Origin of the sequence: Streptomyces sp. B3I8 (assembly GCF_030816915.1) — a bacterium.
Lineage (GTDB): Bacteria > Actinomycetota > Actinomycetes > Streptomycetales > Streptomycetaceae > Streptomyces.
The window spans coordinates 5749755-5770211 of the sequence record NZ_JAUSYN010000002.1 but is presented as its reverse complement, the minus strand read 5'-3'; the positions used below and the strand labels follow the sequence as shown (position 1 = coordinate 5770211).

The following is a 20457-nucleotide window of genomic DNA, read 5'->3' as shown; positions in this document are numbered from 1 at the left end:
GGAACCACCATGCCCCGGACCGGCAAGCCCGCTCCCGCCCGCAAGAACCGGCCGAACCCGCTCGACGTGGCCGGCATCACCTACATCGACTACAAGGACACCGACCTGCTGCGGAAGTTCCTGTCCGACCGCGGCAAGGTCCGCAGCCGCCGCGTCACCCGGGTCAGCCGGCAGCAGCAGCGCCGACTGGCCGCGGCCATCAAGAACGCCCGCGAGATGGCCCTGCTGCCGTACGCCAACCGCTGACCCGCCCACCCGACTCCGACCAACCACCCGACCGTCCGTCCATCCGTCAGAAGGAGCCTCACCATGGCAGTGCCCAAGCGCAGGATGTCCCGCAGCAACACCCGCCACCGCCGCGCCCAGTGGAAGGCGAACACCCCCGCACTCGTCCCCGTCACCGTCGACGGCAGCACCCACCTGGTGCCCCAGCACCTCAGGAAGGCGTACGAGCGCGGCCTCCTGCACCCGCAGGACTGACCCGTGAAGGGCCGCACGCCGACCGGCGAGCCCCCTCCCCCCGGCGGTACACCCGGCAGCGCGCCGCGGTCCTCCGGGCCCTCCGGGACTCCAGCACGTTCGTCTCCGCGCGCGAGCTGCACGCCCGACTGGACGCCGGCGGCGCCCTGGTGGGGCTGACCACGGCGTACCGGACCCTGCGCGTGCTGGAGTGGGAAGGGCACGTGGACGTCGTCCGCGAGCAGTCCGGGGAACGCCTGTACCGCCCGCGCCCCTCGGACGGCCATCGCCACTGTCTCGTCTGCCGCGTGTGCGGCCTCAGTCCGACCGTCGTGCTTCCCCGATGCCCCCACGGCGCGTGCGCACCGTACGGCGCCCGCGGGAACCGCCGCTCCGGTCAGAAGGCCCTGGCCAGGGCGAGGACGACGTTGTGGCCACCGAAGCCGAAGGAGTGGCTGACGGCCACCCGGACGTCCTGCCGCCGGGGTTCCTTGCTGACGCAGTCGAGGTCGAACTCGGGCGCCGGGGCGCCCAGGTTGGCGATCGGGGGCACCGTGCGGTGCTGGAGGGTGAGGACGGTCAGCGCCGCCTCGATCGCCCCCGCCGCGCCCAGGCCGTGACCGAGGACGCCCTTGGGCGCGGTGACGCTGGGTCGGTGCGGCAGGACCCGGGCGATCAGGGCCGCCTCCCCGGCGTCACCCAGGGGGGTGGAGGTGCCGTGGGCATTGACGTGATCGACGTCGTGCGGCGCGAGTCCGGCGTCCGCCAGGGCGGTGCGCAGGGCCGCCTCCGCGCCCCGGGCGCCGGGTGCGGGCGCGGTGGGGTGGTGGGCGTCCGCGGTGCTGCCGCACCCCACCAGGAGGGCGCGGACACGGGCCCCGCGGGCGGCCGCGTCCCCGGTGCGCTCCAGCACGAGCACGCCGGCGCCCTCCGCCAGGACGAAGCCGTCGCGGTCGGCGGCGAACGGCCGGGACGCGCCGACGGGGGTGCCGGTGCGCCGGGACAGGGCGCCGGCCCGCCAGAAACCGGCGCAGACGAGCGGGGTCACGGCGGCCTCGGTGGCCCCCGCGACGGCGATGTCGCACCGCCCGGCGGCGAGGAGGTCGCGGGCCACGGCGAGGGCGCTGCCGCCGGAGGCGCAGGCGGTGTTCGGGGCGAGGACGGGACCGCGGGCACCGAGGTCGATGGAGACCTCGCCGCTCGCCATGTTCGACAGGACGAGGGCGGAGGTGAGCGCGGAGACCGCCTCGGGGCCGGATTCCCACAGCCGCACGGCCTGCGCCTCGCGTTCGGCGTCCGCGCCCAGTCCGCAGCCGAGGACGACGGCGACCCGGTCACCGTCCCAGCTCCCGGGGTCGAGGCCGGCGTCGAGGACCGCCTCGCGGGCGGCGAGGACCGCGAGCCCCGAGTTCCGCGCCATGCGCCAGGCGGCGCGTCCGATCCGCCGGCCCAGTTCCTCGGACGACAGGGGGACACGGCAGGAGAAGTCCACGGGGAGGCCGTGCAGCGCCGGATCGTGGGCCGCCGTGCCCAGACCGCGCCGGACCCCGTCCCAGGTGGCGTCGGTGCCGTCGCCCGCAGGGGTGAGCAGGCCGAGGCCGGTGACGGCGACGGGAGCGGTCGTACCGGCGGTCACGAGGACGCCACCGCGCCGCTGCCGCCCGCGCACAACGAGGCGAGGTGGCCGGCCAGTCGGTCGACGGTCGTGTCCCGGGAGGCGTACTCGCCGTCGATCCGCACCCCGAGGCGTTCGTGCAGGACGAGCGCCAGCTCCGCGAGGGCCAGCGAGTCCAGGTCGAGCTGCCCCAGCGTGCGGCCGGGTTCGATGTCCGTCCCCGGCACGCGGAAGGTATCGGTCAGGACGGATCGGACGGTGTCGTAGGTGTCCGGCACGGCGACTCCTGGGGGTGGTGGCTGTCTTCGTCGGAAGGGCCGGCTTCGGCGGGGTGACCTGCCTCGTTGCCGTGGCCGTCGTCCGGGGCGGTCCGGGTGAGTTCCGCGATCCCCTCGTCGAAGCCGATCGGCGGCTCGAAGCCGAGGTCGCGGCGGGCCGCGGTGAGGTCGAAGTGGTGCGGGGTCAGCAGTTCCGCGACCAGGAAGCGGCTCAGGGCGTGGGTGCGGGTGCTGCGGGTCACGCGCAGGACGGTGTCGCCGACGGCGGCCGCGGCGGTGGCGAGCCGGGGCGGCACGGCGTGCCAGCGGGCGTCGACGCCGGCGGCGCGCAGGAAGTGCGCGGCGATCTCCCGCAGGGGGCGCGGGTCGCCCTGGGAGATGAAGTAGGCGCGGCCGCCGATCGCCGGGGTGTCCGCCGCCGGCGTCCGTCGCAGCCGGTCGAGGGCGAGCAGATGGGCGTGTGCGGCGGTGCGGACATGCGTGGTGTCGACGAGGTTGCCGCCGTCGCCGGGCATCAGCAGGCGGCCGGCCCGCACGGCGCGCAGGAGGGCGGGGGCGAAGTGGGGGTCGCCCGGCCCCCAGATGATGTGCGGGCGCAGCGAGACGGTGGCCAGCTCCGGGCCGTGCGCGGCCAGCACCAGCGCCTCGGCGCGGGCCTTGGTGGCGGGGTAGGCGGCCAGGCGGCAGGGGGTCGGGTACGCCTGCTCGGTGGCGCCCTCCAGGCCGCCGGGCCGGAAGGCGACACTGGCGGTCGAGGTGTACACCAGTGCGCGGACACCGTGGGCACGGCACTGCGCGATCACCTGACGGGTGCCGACGACGTTGGCCGACCAGTACGGCCGCGCCGGGCCGCTGACCCCGGCGAGGGCCGCGTTGTGGACGACGGCGCCGCACCCGGCCACGGCACGGGAGACGGCGTCGGCGTCGGTGAGGTCGCCCAGGTGCTGCGGGACGCGCAGTCGCCGCAGCGCGGCGCTGGGGCGGCGGGCGAGGGAGGAGACGACCGCGCCGTGGGCGCCGAGAAGGCGGCACAGTTCCCGTCCGAGGAAGCCGCTCCCCCCGGTGACCAGTACCTTCAGCCCCCGCAGGTCCGGGTCCGTCATCGGAACCTCCCGCGCAGCCGCCGGGTCGCCCAGCCGGCCAGGCGCATGCGGTCGATCTTGGAGTTGTGCCGGGGATCGACCGGGAATCGGCGGTGCGGCAGTACGGCGCCGACCCGGTGGCCGTCGGGGTGGTCCGCCAGTACGGCGCGTACGGCCGCCAGGGCGTCGGCGCGTGTCACGGAGGGCAGCGACTCGACGCACAGGACGGGCAGTTGGCACACCGCCGGGCCGGCTCCCACGAGGGCGGTGCGGCGCACGCCGGAGGCCGTGTCCGCCGCGGCCTCGAGGTCCTCGGTGGGCAGGGTGAAACCTGCGCCGGTGACCAGGTGGGCCTTGCGTCCGAGGAACCACAGCCGGCCCTCGTCGTCCAGCCGGCCCAGGTCTCCGGTGCGGTGCAGTACGCCGTGGCCGGTGGCGCTCTTGGTGACGGCGTCGGCGTCGGGGCGCGCGTGGTAGGCGGGGCTGACGGTGGGACCGGCGACGGCGATCTCGCCGAGCCCGGTGGCGTCGGCGTCGAGGATGCGCGCGTGGACGCCGGGCAGCGGCCGGCCCAGGCAGGTGCCGGCGTGCCCGGCGGGCGGGGCGAGGCGGGAAGTCCGCAGGGTGTGGTCGTCGAGCGCGGAGACGGGCAGGCACTCGGTGGCGCCGTAGACGCTGAGGATCTCGGCGTCCACGGGCACGGCGGCGCGCAGGGCGTCGGCGAGCCCGGTGCGCAGGGGGGCGCCGAAGGAGAGAATCCGCCGGACCGAGGGCAGGGTGAGGCGGTGGCGTGCGCAGTGGCCGGCGAGGAGGGCGAGGACGGCGGGGGACGCCAGGATCGTGGTGACCCGGTGCTGGAGGACGGGCCCGACGAGCTCCCTCGGCGGTGTGCGGGCGGGCGCGAGGTGGTTGACGGCCGGGGCGACGGTGACCGGCCCCAGGAGCGGGCCGAGCAGCGCGACCGGCAGGAACCCGGCGAGGAGCACGTCGTCGGGCCGGGGGTCGAGCAGGGTCCTCAGCGCGTCGATCTGTCCGGCCAGGGTGGTGTGACGGTACTCGGCGCCCTTGGGACGTCCGGTGGAGCCGGAGGTGAAGGCGATCATGGCGAGCGGGTCGCCGTCGGGGTCCTGTGCCCGCAGCGACGAAGGCGCCGCCGACGAGGGTGACGGGGCCGGGATCGACGTGTCCCCGTGCACCTCCAGCCGCCTCCCCAGCGCACCCGGCGCCGCACCGATGACCAGCGGGACGCGCACATGTGCCCGCCCCCAGCCGAGGACCCGGCGCCCCAGATGGGCCAGGGGTTCGCCGATGAAGACGTCCGGGGCGACGTCCTCCAGGCAACGGCCCACCTCCGCACGCGGTTCGATCAGTACGGGGACGGCGCCGAGGACGCCGAGCGCGTACGCGAGGGTGGTCAGGTCGTAGGCGTCGCGCGTCATCACGACCGCCTTGTGGCCGGGGCGCACCCCGGCGTCGTACAGCGTCCGCGCGAGCCGGTGGCAGTCCCGCACCAGCTCGCCCCTGCCGGTCGTCCGGGAGGTTCCCCTGCGGCAGCGGATGAGGGCGGTGTCGTCGGGCCGGTCGGCCAGGTGTGCGGCGAAGCCGGGCACGGAGAGGATCATGCGGTCTCCTGGAGGAAGTCCCGGATGCGGTCGGCCAGTCGGGGTGCGGCGTCCTCCATCACGTAGTGCCCGGCGTCGGGGAAGCGGTGGACGTCGGCGTGGGGGAAGCGGCGGATCCACTCCTCCAGCAGCGCCGGGGTGAAGACGGGGTCGCGCATGCCCCAGGCGACGAGCAGCGGCAGCGCGGCCAGGCCGGCGCCTCCGTCGGGCGGTTCGAGCATCCGCCAGGCCGGGTCCGCGGGGTCCCGGGGGATCGCCCGGACGGCGTCGGTGAGCGCCCGGCGTTCCGCGCGGCGGGCGTGCGGCCGCAGCAGCGCCCGGCGTTCGGCGGACGGCAGCGGGTGGTGGACCCCGGCGCGCACGGCGATGCGGGCGAACGCGTTGGTGAGGTGGACCAGTTCGGCGACCGGCCGGTGGTCGCGGATCCAGCGCAGGTAGTACGGCAGCGCGAAGCCGTCCGGGAAGGGGAAGGCCACGGTGTTGCAGACGACGAGGCGGGACACCACGCCCGGGTTGCGCAGGGACCAGGCGGCACCGAGCGGGCCGCCCCAGTCGTGCAGGACGAACGTCCAGCCCTGTTCGGGCAGGCCCGCCTCGCGCACCAGGTGGCGGTAGAGGCTGTCCAGGCACTCCAGTTGGGCCTCGTAGGGGTCGGGCACCCCGTCCGAGGGGCGCATGTGCCGGGAGAGGCCGAAGCCGGGCAGATCGGGGGCGAGGCAGCGGGCGTGCGGCGAGAGCAGGTGCAGCAGCTTGCGCCAGACGTAGCTCCACGACGGGTTGCCGTGCAGGAGGAGCACGGGCCGGCCGGTGCCGAGGTCGAGGTAGTGCTGTCCGGTGGCCGGCACCCGCCGCCAGTGCCGGGGCGAGGGGTAACCGGGGAGCATCGGCGGGCCGGAGCGGCCGGGGAGCGCCGACCGTGCGGGGTCACCGGGGAGCGCCGACCGCCCGGGGTGATCGTCGAGCGCGGGCCGCCCGGGGTCGCCCGGCAGCGGCGGGCGACCGGCGGGCGGGCCGTCGGCCTTCGCGGTCACCACCGGACCAGTGCCAGGCCGAAGCTGAACCCGCTGGCCAGGCCGATCATCGTCACCAGGTCGCCGCGCTCGATGCGGTCGGCCTCCCGCGCCTTGACCAGTTGCAACGGGAGGGAGGCAGCGGCGCAGTTGCCGTGCTCGGCCACCGCGGGCATGCAGCGGTCCTCGGGCAGGGAGAGCAGCTCGATCATCTCCCGGTACTGCGGCATGGCGATCTGGTGGAAGGCGACGAAGGCGCTGGAGCCCACCGCTTCGAGTTCCTTCCCGGCGGCCTCCAGGATGCGCGGCAGGGCGTCGAGCGCGCCCTGGCGCAGGTCGCCGTTCAGGCGCAGCGTGGTGTGGTCGTCGTGCGTGGAGAGGTGGTGCATGCTGCCGCCGCCGGACACCGTGCAGGCCTCCCAGGCGTCGGAGTTGCCGGCGAACCGCAGGGCGAGGATGCCGGGGTCGTCCTCGCCCGCGGGACCGGCGGTGAGGACGAGCGCGGCGCCCGCGTCGGAGGCGGTGTAGCCGGGCAGTGCGCGCAGGAGGGCCTGACGGTCGGGGGCGTGCCAGCGGGTGGCCAGGGTGGCGGGTTCGCCGCAGGCGATGAGGACCGTGCGGTAGCGGCCGGTCTCGATGAACGAGGCGGCCACTTCCATGGCGTTGAGCACGCTGTTGCAGGCGTTCTTGATGTCGAACACCGGGCAGGAGGCGCCGAGTTTGGTGGCCACGAGGTGGGAGGTGGCGGGTTCGACCAGGTCCTGCGCGGTGGCGGCGAACAGCAGCAGGTCGATGTCGCCGATGGCGAGGCCCGCCTCGTCGAGCGCCGTGCGGGCGGCGGCCACGGCGAGGTCGGAGGCGTTCTCGCCGTCTTCGTGCACATGGACGCCGCGGACCCCGGTGAGGTCTTCGAGCAGTCCGGGCGGGGGCGCGTAGCCGCCGGTACCGGCGATCCGGGCACGGATCTCGTCCATGGTCCGGTAGTGGGACGGCAGATGAGCGGAGACGGCGGCGATGCGGGCACGGAGGGCTTCGGGCACCGCGTCACCGTAGCGGCGCCCTCGCCGCGCTCGCGCCGAAAATCCCTCTGTGCGGCGGTCTTCACCACAACGAGTGGTCATGACTGGCTTTTCCGTACGGCGCCCCTCTTCACTTCGCTACCAAGGTGCGCAAACGGCGCGAGAGGGCGGGGATTTGGCATGGAGCAGTGCGAACGGGCCGTGGCGGTGGTGGGGATCGGTTGTCGGCTCCCCGGAGGCATCACGGATCTGGACGGACTGTGGTCCGTGCTGCGCGACGGGCGGGACATGGTCGGGGAGATGCCCGCCGACCGGCTCCCCCGGCAGCGCGTGGTGGACCCGGAGACCGTGCGCCCCGGCCGCAGTTACACCGCCGCCGGCGGCTTCCTCACGGACGTCGCCTCGTTCGACGCGGCCTACTTCGGCATGTCGCCCGCCGAGGCCCGGCACATCGACCCGCAGCAGCGGCTGCTCCTGGAGATGGCCGCCGAGGCGCTCGACGACGCGGCGCTGCCCGCCGGGTCGCTCGCCGGGTCGGACACCTGCGTGTACGTGGGTGTCTCCGACCCCGGTTACGGGGTGACCCTGTCGATGATGCAGGACCACACCAGTCCGCACACCATGCCCGGCGCCACCCTGTCCCTCACCGCGAACCGCCTGTCGTACGCCTTCGACCTGCGCGGTCCGAGCATGGCGGTGGACACGGCCTGCTCCTCCGCCCTGGTCGCCCTCGACCGCGCCTGCCGCACCCTGCGCGAGGGCACCGGCCGGGTCGCGCTGGCCGGCGGCGTCAACGTGCTGTCGACGCCCTATCCGTTCGCCGGGTTCTCCTACGCGGGCATGCTGTCGCGGCGCGGCCGCTGCGCCGCGTTCTCCGCCGAGGCCGACGGTTTCGTGCGGGCGGAGGGCGGCGCGGTGCTCGTCCTCAAGCGGCTCACGGACGCGCTGGCCGACGGCGACCGGGTGCACGCCGTGCTGGCCGCCACCGGCAACAACACCGACGGCCGCAGCACGGGCCTGATCGTGCCCAGCTCCGAGACGCAGGAGGCGCTGCTGCACACGGTGTACGGGGAGGCCGGGATCGACCCCGACGACCTCGTGTACGTCGAGGCCCACGGCACCGGGACCCAGGTCGGGGACCCGGTGGAGGCCGAGGCCATCGGGCGGGCGCTGGGCCGGCGCCGCAGCGGCGGGCCGCTGCCGATCGGCTCGGTGAAGTCCAACCTCGGCCATCTGGAGCCCGCCTCCGGGATGCCGGCCCTGCTCAAGGCGATCCTGGTGCTGCGCCACCGGATGGTGCCGGCGTCGCTGCACGCCCTCCCCCTCAACCCCGCGATCGACTTCGACGGCCTGGGGCTCGCCCCCGCCGTCGAGCCCGTCCCGCTGACGGTGGGGCCGCGGGCCGCCGTGGGCGTGTCCGCGTTCGGCTTCGGCGGGGCCAACGCGCATGTCGTGGTCACCCTGCCGCCCGCGGACCGGGAGCCGGGGGCGGTGCCGGGCCCGGAATCGGGACCGGTGTCGGCGCCGGTGTCGGTGTCGACGCCGGGCCGGGAACCGGTTCCGGCCCCGCTGCCGCTGGTGGTCTCCGCGCGCTCCCCGAAGGCACTCAAGGAGATGACCGCCCGCATGGCCGAGCGGCTGCGGAACACCGCGCCCGGGGAGTTCTACGACCTCGCCCACACCAGCACCGTACGGCGCACCGCGCACCCTCACCGCGCCGCCGTCCTGGCCGCCGATCCGCGGGACGCCGCCCGGCAGTTGGAGCTGCTGACGGCCGCGGAGCCCGCCCGGGGAGCCGTCGTCCGCACGGCCGAGCGGGGCGGGACCGCGTTCGTGTACTCCGGGAACGCCTCCCAGTGGCCGGGCATGGGCGCCGACCTGCTGAAGCGGGAGCCGGTGTTCCGCGCGGCCGTCGAGGAGGCGGACGCGGCCCTGGCGCCCCACCTCGGCCGGTCGGTGGCCAAGGAGCTGGCGCATCCCCGTCCCGCGTCCTGGCAGCGCACGGAGATCGCCCAACCCGCCCTGTTCGCCGTGCAGGTGGGCCTGACCGCGCTGCTGGCCTCGCACGGTGTGCGCCCGTGCGCGGTGGCCGGGCACAGCGTCGGCGAGGTCGCCGCCGCGCACGCCGCCGGTGTCCTCACCCTGGAGCAGGCGGCGCTGGTGATCGCCGAACGCAGCCGGACCCAGGGCGCCACGGCCGGCCGGGGCCGGATGGCCGCCGTCGGCCTGCCCGAGGACCGGGCACGCGAGGAACTGCGCGCTCACGGGGGCGCGCTGGAGATCGCGGGCGTCAACAGCGAGCGTGACGTGACCGTCGCCGGGGACGCCGACGCGCTGGCGGCCTGGGGGGCGGACCTGACCGCGCGCGGTGTCTTCTTCCGCGAACTCGCGCTGGACTACGCCTTCCACAGCCGGGCCATGGACCCCATCCGGGAGCCGCTGCTCACCGCCCTCGCGGGACTCGCCCCCGCCCCGGCCCGCGTCCCGTTCGTCTCCACCGTCACCGGAACCCCGCTGGACGGGCCGGAGCTCGACGCCGCGTACTGGTGGCGCAACGTCCGCGAGCCCGTCCGGTTCGCGGCGGCCGCCGCCGTTCTCGCCGCCGAGCACGCCGGTGTCCTCGTCGAGGTCGGCCCGCACCCGGTGCTGCGCCCGTATCTGCGCCGCACCGGCACCGTGAGCGTCGGCACCCTGCACCGGGACGGGGACGGCGTGCGCGAGACCGCGGCGGCCGTCGCCGCCGTGCTCGCCACCGACACCGGCACCGACTGGCACCACCACTTCCCGCGGCCGGGCCGCGTCCTCGACCTGCCCGCCTACGCGTGGCAGCACGAGCGGTACTGGCACGGCACCCCGCAGGATCTGGTCGTCCGCGCCACCGGCAGCGGTCTGCTGGACCACCCGCTGGTGGGTGAGCGGATGCCCGCCCCGCACCCCGTCTGGCACGGCACCGTCGAGCCGCAGCTCGTGCCCTGGCTCGGCGACCACCGGATCGGCGAGGACGTCCTCATGCCGGCGGCCGCCTACGTCGAGATGGCGCTGAGCGCCGGCCGGCGGGCCCTGGACCGGCCGGTCGAGGTACGGCACCTGGAGATCGGCCGGCCGCTGTCCGTGCCGTGGCCGGACCCGACGCCGGTCGCCCTGCAGACGGCGCTCACCCCGGACGACGGGGCACTGACCGTCAGCGTCCGCGAGGAGCACGGCGGGGAGTGCCGGCCCGTCGTACGCGCCCAGGTCCGCACCCTCCTCGGCACGGCACCGGCGCCGCTGGCCGTCGACGCGCTCCGTGACCGCTGCCGACGGACGCTGGACGGGGCGGAGTTCTACGAGAAGTGCCACGGCATCGGGCTCAACTGCGGGCCCGCCTTCCAGCTCATCGACCGCGTCGACACCGGCGACGGCGAGGCCCTGGTCTCGTACCGACTGCCGCACACCGCCGACACAGATGCCGGTTCCGACGCCGACGCCGATGCCCGCGTCTACACCGCCCACCCGGTGCTGCTCGACGCGCCGTTGCAGGCCACCGTGGCGCTCGCCGGGCCGGACGCGGAGTCCGCCGCGTTCCTGCCGACCGTGTTCGGCGCCGTACGGGTGTGGCGCACCCCGTCGCCCACCGGGGTGGTGCACCTGCGCCGGCGCAGCCGCAGCGCCAACGAGATCTGCTGGGACATCACCTACGCCGACCCGGACGGCACGGTCACCGTCGAGATCGACGGCTGCCGCACCCGGCGCGGCCACCTGACCGAGCACACCCCGCTGACCGTCCAGCGCACGGTCCTGCGGGCCGCGCCACGGCCGGGGACGCCCGCCGCGCCCTCGCCACTGCCCGCGCCCACCGAGGTGATGAGCGCCGTCGAGGGGCGCCTGGCCGCCGCCCGCGCCGCCCTGGACGACACCGGCCACGCCCGGTTCGTGGCCGCCGCCGCACGGGCCGGCGCCCACTGCTGGGCCGGGACGCTGCACGGTCTGCTCGCCGACCCGGCGGCCCCGTTCTCGACGGCCGACCTGGTGGCCGGGGGCATGCAGCCCCGGCACCGGCGGGCGGCCCGGCTGCTGCTCCCCCTGCTGACCGAGCACGGCCTCGTCCGGCAGGAGGGGGAGAGCCTGCGGCTCACCGGCACCGGGATCCGGTCCGAGGCGTGCCTGCGTGAACTGGTGGAGGACCATCCCGCGTACGGCGCCGAGACGCTGATCCTCAACCGGCTGTTGCGCCGGCTCCCCGACGTCGTGCGCGGCCGCGTGGACGCGGGCGCGCTCCTGTCCCCCGGGGACGGTGCCCACGAGCAGCTCCAGGAGACCGGGCCCGCCCACCGGTTCGCCCACCGTGCCGTACAGGCGCTGCTCGGGGAGCTCGTCGCCCACTGGCCCGCCGACCGGCCGCTGCGCGTCCTGGAGATCGGCGCGGCCACGACCGCCCTGACGGCGGCGGTCCTGCCGCTGCTGCCGGCCGATCGCACCCTGTACACCTGCACGGCACCGGCCCAGAGCACGCTCGCCCGCGCCGAACACCGTTTCGCCGCCTACGACGTCGTCGAGTACCGCTTCCTGGACCCGAACGGCGACCCGGTGGACCAGGGGCTGCCCCGGGGCGGTTTCGACCTCGTCCTCGCGGGCGACGCGCTGCACGGCACGGCCGACCTGGCCGCGACCCTGCGCCGACTGCACACCGTCCTCGCCCCCGGGGGCCACCTGCTGGCCGTCGAACCGCACGACGTCCGGCTCCAGGCGCTGCTGTCCGGCATGCTGGACGACTTCTGGGAGCGCGGCGACCACGCGCTGCGCCCCGACTGCCGCGTCCTTCCCCGCGCCCGATGGGCCCCGCTGCTGCGGCGGTGCGGTTTCCCGGCCGTGGCGCAGACCGGGCCCGAGGACCGCTCCGTGCTCCTCGCGGCGGCGGACCACGACGACACGGCGGAGACGGCGGCGAAGGCGCCGGGCCCGCTTCCCGGCGCCGCGTGGGTGGTGGCCGTGGAGGACGCCACGGAGACGGCGACGGCACGGGCGCTGGCCGCCCGTCTCGGCCGGGCGACGGTCGTCACGGCACCGGAGACGGCGGCCGAGTGGGCGCCGGTCCTGGGGGTGGGCTCCGGGGCCGCGCCCGCGGGGGCCGGCCCGCGCGTCGTCCTGCTGCTCGCCGAGCCCGGGTCGGACGACGGGGACGGGGACGGGGACGAGGTGGTCACGCGCACCACCCGTCGCGCGGCCCTGCTGCGCGCGCTGGCCACCGCCTGCGACGGCCCCGACAGCGGCAACGGCGGCAACGGCAACGGCTCGGTGGGCAGCGACACCCCGAGGATCTGGCTCGTCACTCGCCCCACCGGTCTCTTCCCGGCTCCGGAGCAGCCCTCGCACCCGGTCGACGCGGCGGTCTGGGCGGCCTGCCGTTCGCTCGCCAACGAGCGTCCCGACCTGAGTCTGCGGCGCCTGTCGTGCCACCGCGTCGGCGCCCCCGAGGCGGATGCCGACCGCCTGGCCGGGGAACTCCTCGCCCCCGACGACGAGCCGGGCGCCCAGGAGGACGAGATCGTCCTGACCGCGCGCGGCCGCTTCGTGCCCCGGCAGGTCCAGCACCGGGCGGACGAACCGCCGCCCGCCACCGCAGGCCCCGCCGTCCCGTACGTCCTGGAGGCCCGCGACCCCGGTCTGCACCGGCGGCTGGTGTGGCGCGCCATGGATCTCCCCGAGCCCGGACCGGGTGAGGTGGCCCTGGAGATGCGGGCCGTGGCCCTGAACTACCGCGACCCCATGCGGGCCAACGGCCTGCTGCCCCCCGAGGCCGTGGAGAACAGCCCGATCGGCCGCGGGCTGGGCACCGACGGCGCCGGGATCGTCCGCGCCGTGGGCGAGGGAGTCACCGGGCTGACGCCCGGGGACCGGGTCTGCGGCCTGGTGCCCGCCGCGCTCGCCTCGCACGCGACGTCACCGGCAGCCGCCCTCGTGCGCATCCCCGACGGCGTGAGCTTCGCCGAGGCCGCGACCTTCCCCGTCGCCTTCCTCACCGTCCACGAGACGCTGGTCAACAAGGCCCGCCTCGCCGCCGGGGAGACCGTGCTGGTGCACGGCGGAGCGGGCGCGGTCGGCCTCGCCGTGCTGCAGTGCGCCCGTCGGCAGGGCGCCCGCGTCCTCGCCACCGCCGGCACCGAGACCAAGCGCGACCTGCTGCGTACCCTCGGCGTCACGGACGTGCTGGACTCCCGCAGCCTGGACTTCGTCCCCCGGGTGCGGGAACTGACCGACGGCCGGGGCGTGGACGTCGTCGTGAACTCGCTCAGCGGCGAGGCCATCGCCCGGGGTCTCGAACTGCTGCGCCCCAACGGCCGGTTCGTCGAACTCGGCAAGCGGGACATCTACCTCAACAACCCGGTCACGCTGCGCCCCTTCGACCGCAGCCTCACCTTCATCGGCTTCAACCTCGACGCCGTGATCGACTCCCCGGCCCTGCGCTCCCGGCTGCTCGCGGACTTCGAAGCGGAGGTCGGCTCCGGCGCGTACCGGCCACTCCCCCACACGATTCATCCCGCCGCCCGGGTCGACGAGGCCTTCCACCTGCTCCAGCACTCCCGGCACACGGGCAAGGTCGTCGTCTCCTTCGATCCCCTGGACGAACCCGTCCCGGTGGAGCCCGCTCCCGGCGTCCCGCGGCTCGACGGCGAGGGCACCTATCTGATCACCGGCGGGCTGAGCGGACTCGGCGCCGCCACCGCCCGCCGGCTGGCCGAAGGCGGCGCCCGGCACCTCGCGCTGGTCTCCCGCCGCGGCTCCGACGCCCCTGAGGCGCCCGCGCTCCTGCGCGACCTCGCGACACGGGGCGTTCGGGCCACCGCGTACGCCGCCGACGTCACCGACGAGGCCGCGGTGCGCCGGGTCCTGGACGCCGTCGGCGCCACCGGGCACCCGCTGCGGGGCCTGGTGCACGCGGCGATGCATCTGGACGACGCGGCGCTGGCGGATCTGGACGGCGAGCGGTTCGCCGCCGTACTGGCACCCAAGGCGGGCGGCGCGGCACTGCTGGACCGCCTGACCGCCGAACGGGCCCCGGACCTGGACCTGTTCCTCGGCCACTCCTCCGTCTCCGCCGCCATCGGCAACCCCGGCCAGTCCGCGTACGCGGCGGCCAACGCCTATCTGGAGGCCCTCGCCCGTGCCCGGCGTGCGGCGGGGCGCGCGGGTACGGCCCTTGCGTGGGGCCCGATCGGCGGGACGGGGTATGTCGCCCGCAGCGGCATGGGCGGCGCCATGACCGGACGCGGCCTGGAACTCCTCACCGCGGACGAGGTGCTGACCACCGCCGACCGGTTGCTGGCGGCCGGTGCCGACGTCGCCGGGGCGGGCCGCTACCGCTGGGGCGCCGCCCGTCATCTGCTGCCGGCCCTGGCCACCCCGCGCTTCGCCCACCTCGCCCCGTCGTCCTCGACGACCTCGCCGGACGCCCGCGACGAACTGCTGCGCACGCTGCGGGACCTGCCGGAGGACGAGGCCCTGGAGAAGATCACCGACACCGTGCTCCGGCTCCTCGCGGCCGTCCTGCAGACCGACCCTGCCGACCTCGACCCGACGCGCAACGTCACCGACTACGGTCTGGACTCGCTCCTGGGCATGCAGTTCCTGGTCCGGGCGAGGGATCTCTTCGACATCCGGCTGGCCCCGGCGGACCTGGCCACGGGCCGCACGCTCGCCCACCTGGCCCGGCTGATCCACCAGCGTCTGGAGCCTCGTTAGGAAGGCGCCGGGCGGGGGCGGAGGGCACCGTACCCGCCCCCGCCGTACCGGCTCCCCGTCACCGCTCGCGCAGCGGATTGGGGACGGGGGCGTAGCGCGCCGCCGCCCCGTCCGCTCCCGTCCACCGCAGCAGCAGGTTGGTCTTGCCCGGCAGCGTCGGCGCGTCGAGCAGCCCCGCCGTCTCCCGCACCGCGTGCCGCCGCAGTGCCTCCCGCACGGGCGGCCACGGGTCGAATCCCGCGAACCGCTCCCCCAGTGACTCCGCGACCTCGCCGAGGTGGTTGACGACCAGGCAGTACACCAGCCGCTCCCACCCGGCCGCCCGCCCCGCCTCCGCGACCAGTTTCACGCCCTCCGCGTCACGGAACAGCGCCTGCACCGGCGTGCCCGCGGCGTCGACCGCGACCAGCGCGTTCTGCAGATGCGCCTCCAGCACCACCCCGTGCCGGTCGAACGCCTCCAGCACCGGTGGCACGACCTGCCCGAGGTACGCCTCCCACCAGGCCGCCGGGTCGGCGAGCCGGTCCAGCGGGCTGCCCTCGAAGCCCTCGACCAGCGCGGCGGCCAGCAGCGGTGTCGTGCCGGGCAGCACATGGCCGCGCAGCCCGTCGCGCACCAGCACCGCGAGTTCCTCGAACGCGAAGCCGGCGGTGCGGTAGCCGCGGTCGCCGAGCCACGCCGCCGGCCCGGGCAGCGCGGCGAACGCCGCCGTCACGGCCGCGTCCGTACCGCGCAGCCGGCGCAGGTCGTGCCGCCACAGCCGGCGGATGTCGTTGGTGATGCGCACGTCGAGGCTGAACTTGAGGAAGAGGTCGGGGCCGGGCGCGTAGAGCGTGCGCACGGCGGCCGTCGGCCACAGGTCGCCGTCGGTGCGGCCGAGCCGGACCAGCCGGCCGTCGGCGAAGGCGGCCCGCAACTCCGGGCCGCCGACCAGGTCGAGCTGCCAGGGGTGCGCCGGGAGCAGCCGGTAGCCGGGCGGGGCCTCGCCCAGCGCGTCGAGGGCGCGCGTGTCGCCCTCCTCCACCACCGCGTCCTCGCGCACACCGAGCAGGACGAGCGGGAAGTGGGCGTACGCCTCCGGCGCGTACGGCAGCCACCCGGTGACCGGGCCGCCGCCGCGCGCCTTGGGGGCGGGGTGGTGGGGGTGGCCGGTGAGCAGGGACTGCTCGGAGCGCAGATAGAGGTCGTCGGGCGGGACGGCGCCGGCCCGGGCGGTGAGCAGCGCGGCGACGGCGGCCCGGCTGTCGAGCATTTCGCCGGGCAGCTCGAGGTTGGTCCGGCCGGTGTACCGGCGCAGTTCCTCGGTGACGAGTTTGACCAGTTCGGTGTGGGTGAGCCGGTGCCAGGCCCCGGCGGCGCGCAGTTCGGGGTCGCGGGGGCGGCGGGCGCCGCGTACACGCAGCAGCCGGCCGCTGGCGCGCAGCCGGTGGACGCCGGGCACGTCCGTGGGCTCGGCGGCCTCCCGCAGCAGGCAGTTGAGCAACGGTGCGGCCGCGTAGGCGTCGGCGGCGGCGCCGAGGGCGTCGGCTGCCGCGTCCGGGGCCCCGGCCGCCGCACCGGGATCGTCGTCGGCCGTACCGGAGGCGCCGGCGGTCGCGCCGGGGGCGTCCCCGGGACCCACGGGAGGTTCGTAGGGAGCGCGGGGCGGCGGGTCCGGGAGCACGGGCGGCATCGGGAGCTGGGGGTCCACGGGATCCCTTCGTTCCGTACGGTGCACTGGTGATCAGTATGTCTCCCGCCGACGCATCCGGCGAAGCCGTGATCGGGCCGAACCGGGCCGGAAGCCCCCGCGTGCGGTCCGCGCCCCGGGAGACCGGTCCTGTCGCCCGTTCCGAGGAGCCCCGCCGTGTCCCGTCCCGTCAGCGATGCCGAAGCAGAGCCGGTCGCCGCGCTGGAGGCCGTACGGCCCGCGCTGTCCGTCCCGTACACGCGGGCGCTGCCGGGCGCCCGGGCCGCGGTGCTGACCCGGTTGTGGCGGGCGCTGGCGCACGAGCCGCTGCCGTGGATCACCGGGCGCGAGCGGGCGTACGACGCGCTGGTACTGCGCCTCGCCGACGGGCGGCGGCTGCACGGCCCGCCCTCCGACCCGTACGCGACGGCCGACCACGTCACGGAGGTCCGGCTGGACGACACGCCCTACGACCGCCCGGCCGCCCTGCTGGCCGCTCTCGGCGTCCCGCACGGCGCCGGCTTCGCGGCCGAACTGGACGCGGGTACGGCCTCGTTGGCGCTGTCCCGGGCGGACCGGGAGGAGTGGGCGGACCGGGAGGACCGGGACGGCCCGGACCACCGCGACCACCGCGAGCACCGCGACCACGGCCACGTCGGTCCCGCGGACGTACCCCCCACCCCCGTCTGGGCGTGGGAGCAGCGGGTCGTCGACGGGCATCCCTACCACCCGGGGTGCCGCTCCCGCCCCGGTTTCTCGGTCGCCGAGCAGCTCGCGTACGGGCCCGAGCACCGGCCGGTGGTGCGGCTGGGGCTGGCGGCGGTGGACGACTGCGAGGTCACCGGGGAGTGGCCGGCCCGGCTGCGGGACGGCGGGCGGGTGCTGATCCCCGTCCACCCGTGGCAGCGGGCGCACGTGCTGGACCGGCGGCTTCCCGTCACCGACGGCCCCGCGGCCCGGCCGCTGATGTCCCTGCGCACGCTCGCCCTCCCCGACGGGGGCCCGCATGTGAAGACGGCCCTGAGCGCGCGGCTGACGTCCTCCGTGCGGGACATATCGCCGTACTCGGTGCGGACGGCGGCGGCGGTCTCGGCGCTGGTCGCGTCGGTCGCCGGCCGCACCGACGGGCTGCTGCACGTCACCCGCACGCTGGGCGCCGTCACCACCGGCTCGCCCGATCTCGCGGCGGTGCTGCGCGAACCGCCGGAGCGGTACGCGGGTCCCGGCGAGCGCGTCCTGCCGGTGGCGGCGCTGCCCGCGACCGGGCTGCCCCGCTCCCCGGCCTGGCTGGCCGACTTCGCGCGGCTGACGCTCACCGTGGGGCTGCGGCTGCTGGACCTGGGCGTGGCACTGGAGGCACACGGCCAGAACCTGCTGGTCGTCCTCGACGCGGCCACCGGCGCCCCGCTGCGGATGATCTACCGCGACCTCGCGGACATCAGGGTCAGCCCGGCCCGCATGGCCCGGCACGGCCTGTCGGCCGGGGAGTTGACGGGGCGTCTGGTGACCGACGACCCGACGGCCCTGCGCCGCAAGCTGTTCGGCTCGCTCGTCGCCGGGGCGCTCGCGGCGACCGCCGGCTCGCACACGGCGCTGGGCGAGGCGCTGGCCGCCGCCGTGCCGGATCTGGCGCACACTCCCGACCTGGAGGTGTTGAGTCACGTCACCCTTCCCGCGAAGGCGTTGACGCTCATGCGGCTCACTCCCGGCCGGACCGGCGACCTCTGGGCGGCCCTGCCCAACCCGCTGTACGAGCGGGCGCGTTGAGGGGGACCGTTTTGTTGGTGGAGCCCTGCGATCAATAGGATCCGCCGATGATCACAAGACAACGGCTGGCGGTGGGCGTGTGCGCCCTGCTCGCCGCCCTGGCGACGGGTGTCGCCGTCCCGTCCGGCGCCGCCGCCGACGAGACGGCGGACCGGGACGCGCCCAAGGTGGACCTCGTCCTCGACGTCAGCGGCTCCATGCGCGCGAAGGACATCGACGGCGGCTCCCGGATGGCCGCGGCCAAGCAGGCGTTCAACGAGGTCCTGGACGCGACCCCCGAGGAGGTCCGGCTCGGCATCCGCACCCTGGGCGCCGACTATCCCGGCGACGACCGCAAAACGGGCTGCAAGGACACCGCGCAGCTCTACCCGGTCGGCCCGCTGAACCGCACCGAGGCGAAGACGGCGGTCGCCACGCTCAGCCCGACCGGCTGGACCCCGATCGGCCCCGCGCTGCTCAAGGCCGCCGACGACCTGGACGGCGGCAACGGCTCCAAGCGGATCGTCCTCATCAGCGACGGCGAGGACACCTGCGCCCCGCTCGACCCCTGCGAGGTGGCCCGCGAGATCGCGGCCAAGGGCATCGGCCTGACCATCGACACCCTCGGCCTGGTCCCCAATGTCAAGCTGAACCGGCAGCTCAGCTGCATCGCCGAGGCGACCGGCGGCACGTACACCTCGGTGGAGCACCGCGACCAGCTCACCGACAAGGTCAGCCAGTTGGTGGACCGCGCCGCCGACCCGGTCGTCACCCCGGTGGCGGTGGAGGGCGCCTCCGCGTGCTCCAGTGCGCCGGAACTCAAGTCGGGACTGTTCACCGACCGCGAGGAGTTCGCCCGGCACCGCTACTACAAGGTGGCCGTGGAGCCCGGCAAGGAACTGCGCGCCTCGGTGAGCGTGTCCGCCGACCGCGCCGTCGGCCCCGACTACGGCGTGACGCTGCGCGCGCTCACCGCGCACGGGCGCGAGATCGTGCGCGGCGAGGCCACCGGCAGCGGCCGCACGGACGCGCTGTCGACGGGTCTGCGCTACCCGAAGGCGGAGTCCGACGACGACGATGCCGCCCCGGAAACGGTGTGCCTGGAGGTCGCCAACTCCTTCTCCCCCGCGTCCGGCGTGAAGACCACCCCCGGTCTGCCGCTGGAGCTGACGGTCGACGTGGTCGACGGACCGGACTCGGCGGGCGACGTGGCCGCCTTCGGTCTCGGGCGCGGCTGGTGGCTGCTGGGCGCGCTGGTGCTCGTCGGCTTCCTGGCGGGCCTGCTGTGGGGCTGGGTGTCGCGCTGGCGGGTCACCGTCTGGAGGTCCAACTGATGCGAGGGACACGAGTGGTGAGAGGCGTCGGAGCCCTACGCGTGCTGGCGGCGGCCGGGCTGATGCTGGGCGCGGCGGTGGCCCCGGCGGCCGCCGAGTCCCCGTCGCCCACGTCCAGCGCCTCGTCCGACGGGGACTCGGCGCCGACGACGGCGGGCACCTCGTTCCGTACGGCGACGGAGATCGAGCAGGGCGAGAAGGCCACGGCGAACGGTTCCACGGGCGACTACCTGTACTGGTCGTTCCCCGCGGACCTCGGGCAGCGGCCCACGGTGAAGGCGACCGTGAAGCTGCCGGAGTCCGGCAAGCGCGGCGCCGGGCAGACGTGGCGGATCGACGTCTACGACGGGCTGCGGCGCCGCCAGGCGTGCCAGTACGGCGCCCAGACGCGGACGGTGACGCCCGAGGCGTCCTCGGTCGACCTGGCCTGCACGCTGCGGACCGTACGGGGCTGGGCGGAGCCGTGGGCCGATGACCCGCTGCCGGGCACGTACTACGTCCGGCTCACCGCGGTCTCGGTCGGCTCGGCCGACCTGGGCCGGCCGGCGAGCGCGGAGGTCGAGGTCGACTCCAAGGACATCGGCGGTTCGGCGGCGGTGGACGGCTCGCTGGGCAAGCCGCTGGTCCCGGGGATCGCGGTGAAGTCGGCGTCGGACGAGGAGTCGGACGACTCCGCGGTGCTGTCCTCCCTGGACCCCGACGACGGCTGGTCGTCCGGCTGGTGGACCGACCGCTGGATCTGGACGGCGGTCGGCGGCGTCCTCGCCGCCCTGGCAGGCATCGGCGGCTACGCCCTCACCAAGGGCAACGGCCGCCCCCGCCCCTAGCCACCCGGCCGCGGGCAATCGTGCCGCGGGGCGGCACGGGTGGGCGATGGGGGTCTCCCCCCGCTCATGGGGTCCCC

General features: G+C 75.9%; 13 protein-coding genes and 1 pseudogene. 7 read left to right on the top strand and 7 right to left on the bottom strand.

Annotation, left to right across the window (positions count from 1 at the left end; all coding sequences use genetic code 11):
- The first annotated feature begins 9 nt into the window (after window positions 1-9).
- The 3 genes and pseudogenes from rpsR to QFZ64_RS27620 all read left to right on the top strand — a co-directional run.
- Window positions 10-246, top strand: a complete 237-nt coding sequence (gene rpsR, locus QFZ64_RS27630; protein ID WP_307070242.1) for a 30S ribosomal protein S18 — start codon at window positions 10-12, stop codon at window positions 244-246.
- A 63-nt stretch (window positions 247-309) separates the two neighbouring features.
- Window positions 310-480: a 50S ribosomal protein L32 gene (rpmF, locus tag QFZ64_RS27625; protein WP_307070241.1), complete on the top strand. Its 171-nt coding sequence runs from the start codon at window positions 310-312 to the stop codon at window positions 478-480.
- A pseudogene (locus tag QFZ64_RS27620) lies at window positions 477-764 on the top strand (Fur family transcriptional regulator); the annotation flags it as partial. The gene rpmF and the pseudogene QFZ64_RS27620, both read left to right, overlap by 4 nt.
- Window positions 765-856: 92 nt before the next feature.
- Here QFZ64_RS27620 and QFZ64_RS27615 read toward each other — a convergent pair.
- From QFZ64_RS27615 to QFZ64_RS27590, 6 genes are read right to left on the bottom strand one after another with little or no spacing between them, the layout of a single operon-like run.
- Window positions 857-2095: a beta-ketoacyl synthase gene (locus QFZ64_RS27615; RefSeq protein WP_307070240.1), complete on the bottom strand. Its 1239-nt coding sequence runs from the start codon at window positions 2093-2095 to the stop codon at window positions 857-859.
- Complete coding sequence (locus QFZ64_RS27610; protein WP_307070239.1) at window positions 2092-2352, bottom strand: phosphopantetheine-binding protein; 261 nt, start codon at window positions 2350-2352, stop codon at window positions 2092-2094. Before QFZ64_RS27610 ends, QFZ64_RS27615 begins: the two co-directional genes overlap by 4 nt.
- Complete coding sequence (locus QFZ64_RS27605) at window positions 2316-3455, bottom strand: NAD-dependent epimerase/dehydratase family protein (RefSeq protein ID WP_307070238.1); 1140 nt, start codon at window positions 3453-3455, stop codon at window positions 2316-2318. The genes QFZ64_RS27610 and QFZ64_RS27605 overlap by 37 nt, the downstream gene beginning before the upstream one ends.
- Window positions 3452-5056 (bottom strand): AMP-binding protein, encoded by a 1605-nt coding sequence (locus tag QFZ64_RS27600; RefSeq protein WP_307070237.1) that lies wholly within the window; start codon window positions 5054-5056, stop codon window positions 3452-3454. The genes QFZ64_RS27605 and QFZ64_RS27600 overlap by 4 nt, the downstream gene beginning before the upstream one ends.
- Entirely contained in the window at window positions 5053-6090 is a 1038-nt protein-coding gene (locus QFZ64_RS27595; RefSeq protein ID WP_307070236.1) for an alpha/beta fold hydrolase, read from the bottom strand. The genes QFZ64_RS27600 and QFZ64_RS27595 overlap by 4 nt, the downstream gene beginning before the upstream one ends.
- A complete protein-coding gene (locus QFZ64_RS27590; protein WP_307070235.1) occupies window positions 6084-7106 on the bottom strand; it encodes a 3-oxoacyl-ACP synthase III family protein in 1023 nt (340 codons plus the stop codon). Before QFZ64_RS27590 ends, QFZ64_RS27595 begins: the two co-directional genes overlap by 7 nt.
- A gap of 159 nt (window positions 7107-7265) precedes the next feature.
- On the opposite strand from QFZ64_RS27590, the gene QFZ64_RS27585 reads away from it, so the two are divergent.
- Window positions 7266-14804, top strand: a complete 7539-nt coding sequence (locus QFZ64_RS27585) for an SDR family NAD(P)-dependent oxidoreductase (RefSeq protein ID WP_307070234.1) — start codon at window positions 7266-7268, stop codon at window positions 14802-14804.
- 58 nt (window positions 14805-14862) lie between these two features.
- Here the strand turns inward: QFZ64_RS27585 and QFZ64_RS27580 are convergent, their stop codons facing one another.
- Window positions 14863-16476, bottom strand: coding sequence for an IucA/IucC family siderophore biosynthesis protein (locus QFZ64_RS27580; protein ID WP_307071893.1), 1614 nt, complete (start codon window positions 16474-16476; stop codon window positions 14863-14865).
- A 174-nt stretch (window positions 16477-16650) separates the two neighbouring features.
- Between QFZ64_RS27580 and QFZ64_RS27575 the strand changes: the two genes are divergently transcribed.
- From QFZ64_RS27575 to QFZ64_RS27565, 3 genes are read left to right on the top strand one after another with little or no spacing between them, the layout of a single operon-like run.
- Window positions 16651-18240, top strand: coding sequence for an IucA/IucC family protein (locus QFZ64_RS27575; RefSeq protein ID WP_307070233.1), 1590 nt, complete (start codon window positions 16651-16653; stop codon window positions 18238-18240).
- 47 nt (window positions 18241-18287) lie between these two features.
- Complete coding sequence (locus QFZ64_RS27570; protein WP_307070232.1) at window positions 18288-19553, top strand: VWA domain-containing protein; 1266 nt, start codon at window positions 18288-18290, stop codon at window positions 19551-19553.
- Window positions 19553-20380, top strand: a complete 828-nt coding sequence (locus tag QFZ64_RS27565) for a hypothetical protein (protein ID WP_307070231.1) — start codon at window positions 19553-19555, stop codon at window positions 20378-20380. Before QFZ64_RS27570 ends, QFZ64_RS27565 begins: the two co-directional genes overlap by 1 nt.
- Window positions 20381-20457: the final 77 nt, after the last annotated feature.

Coding starts and splice junctions, on each gene's coding strand:
- rpsR (WP_307070242.1), top strand. CDS start 10: ATGCCCCGGACCGGCAAGCCCGCTCCCGCCCGCAAGAACCGGCCGAAC.
- rpmF (WP_307070241.1), top strand. CDS start 310: ATGGCAGTGCCCAAGCGCAGGATGTCCCGCAGCAACACCCGCCACCGC.
- QFZ64_RS27605 (WP_307070238.1), bottom strand. CDS start 3,455: ATGACGGACCCGGACCTGCGGGGGCTGAAGGTACTGGTCACCGGGGGG.
- QFZ64_RS27600 (WP_307070237.1), bottom strand. CDS start 5,056: ATGATCCTCTCCGTGCCCGGCTTCGCCGCACACCTGGCCGACCGGCCC.
- QFZ64_RS27585 (WP_307070234.1), top strand. CDS start 7,266: ATGGAGCAGTGCGAACGGGCCGTGGCGGTGGTGGGGATCGGTTGTCGG.
- QFZ64_RS27580 (WP_307071893.1), bottom strand. CDS start 16,476: ATGCCGCCCGTGCTCCCGGACCCGCCGCCCCGCGCTCCCTACGAACCT.
- QFZ64_RS27570 (WP_307070232.1), top strand. CDS start 18,288: ATGATCACAAGACAACGGCTGGCGGTGGGCGTGTGCGCCCTGCTCGCC.
- QFZ64_RS27565 (WP_307070231.1), top strand. CDS start 19,553: ATGCGAGGGACACGAGTGGTGAGAGGCGTCGGAGCCCTACGCGTGCTG.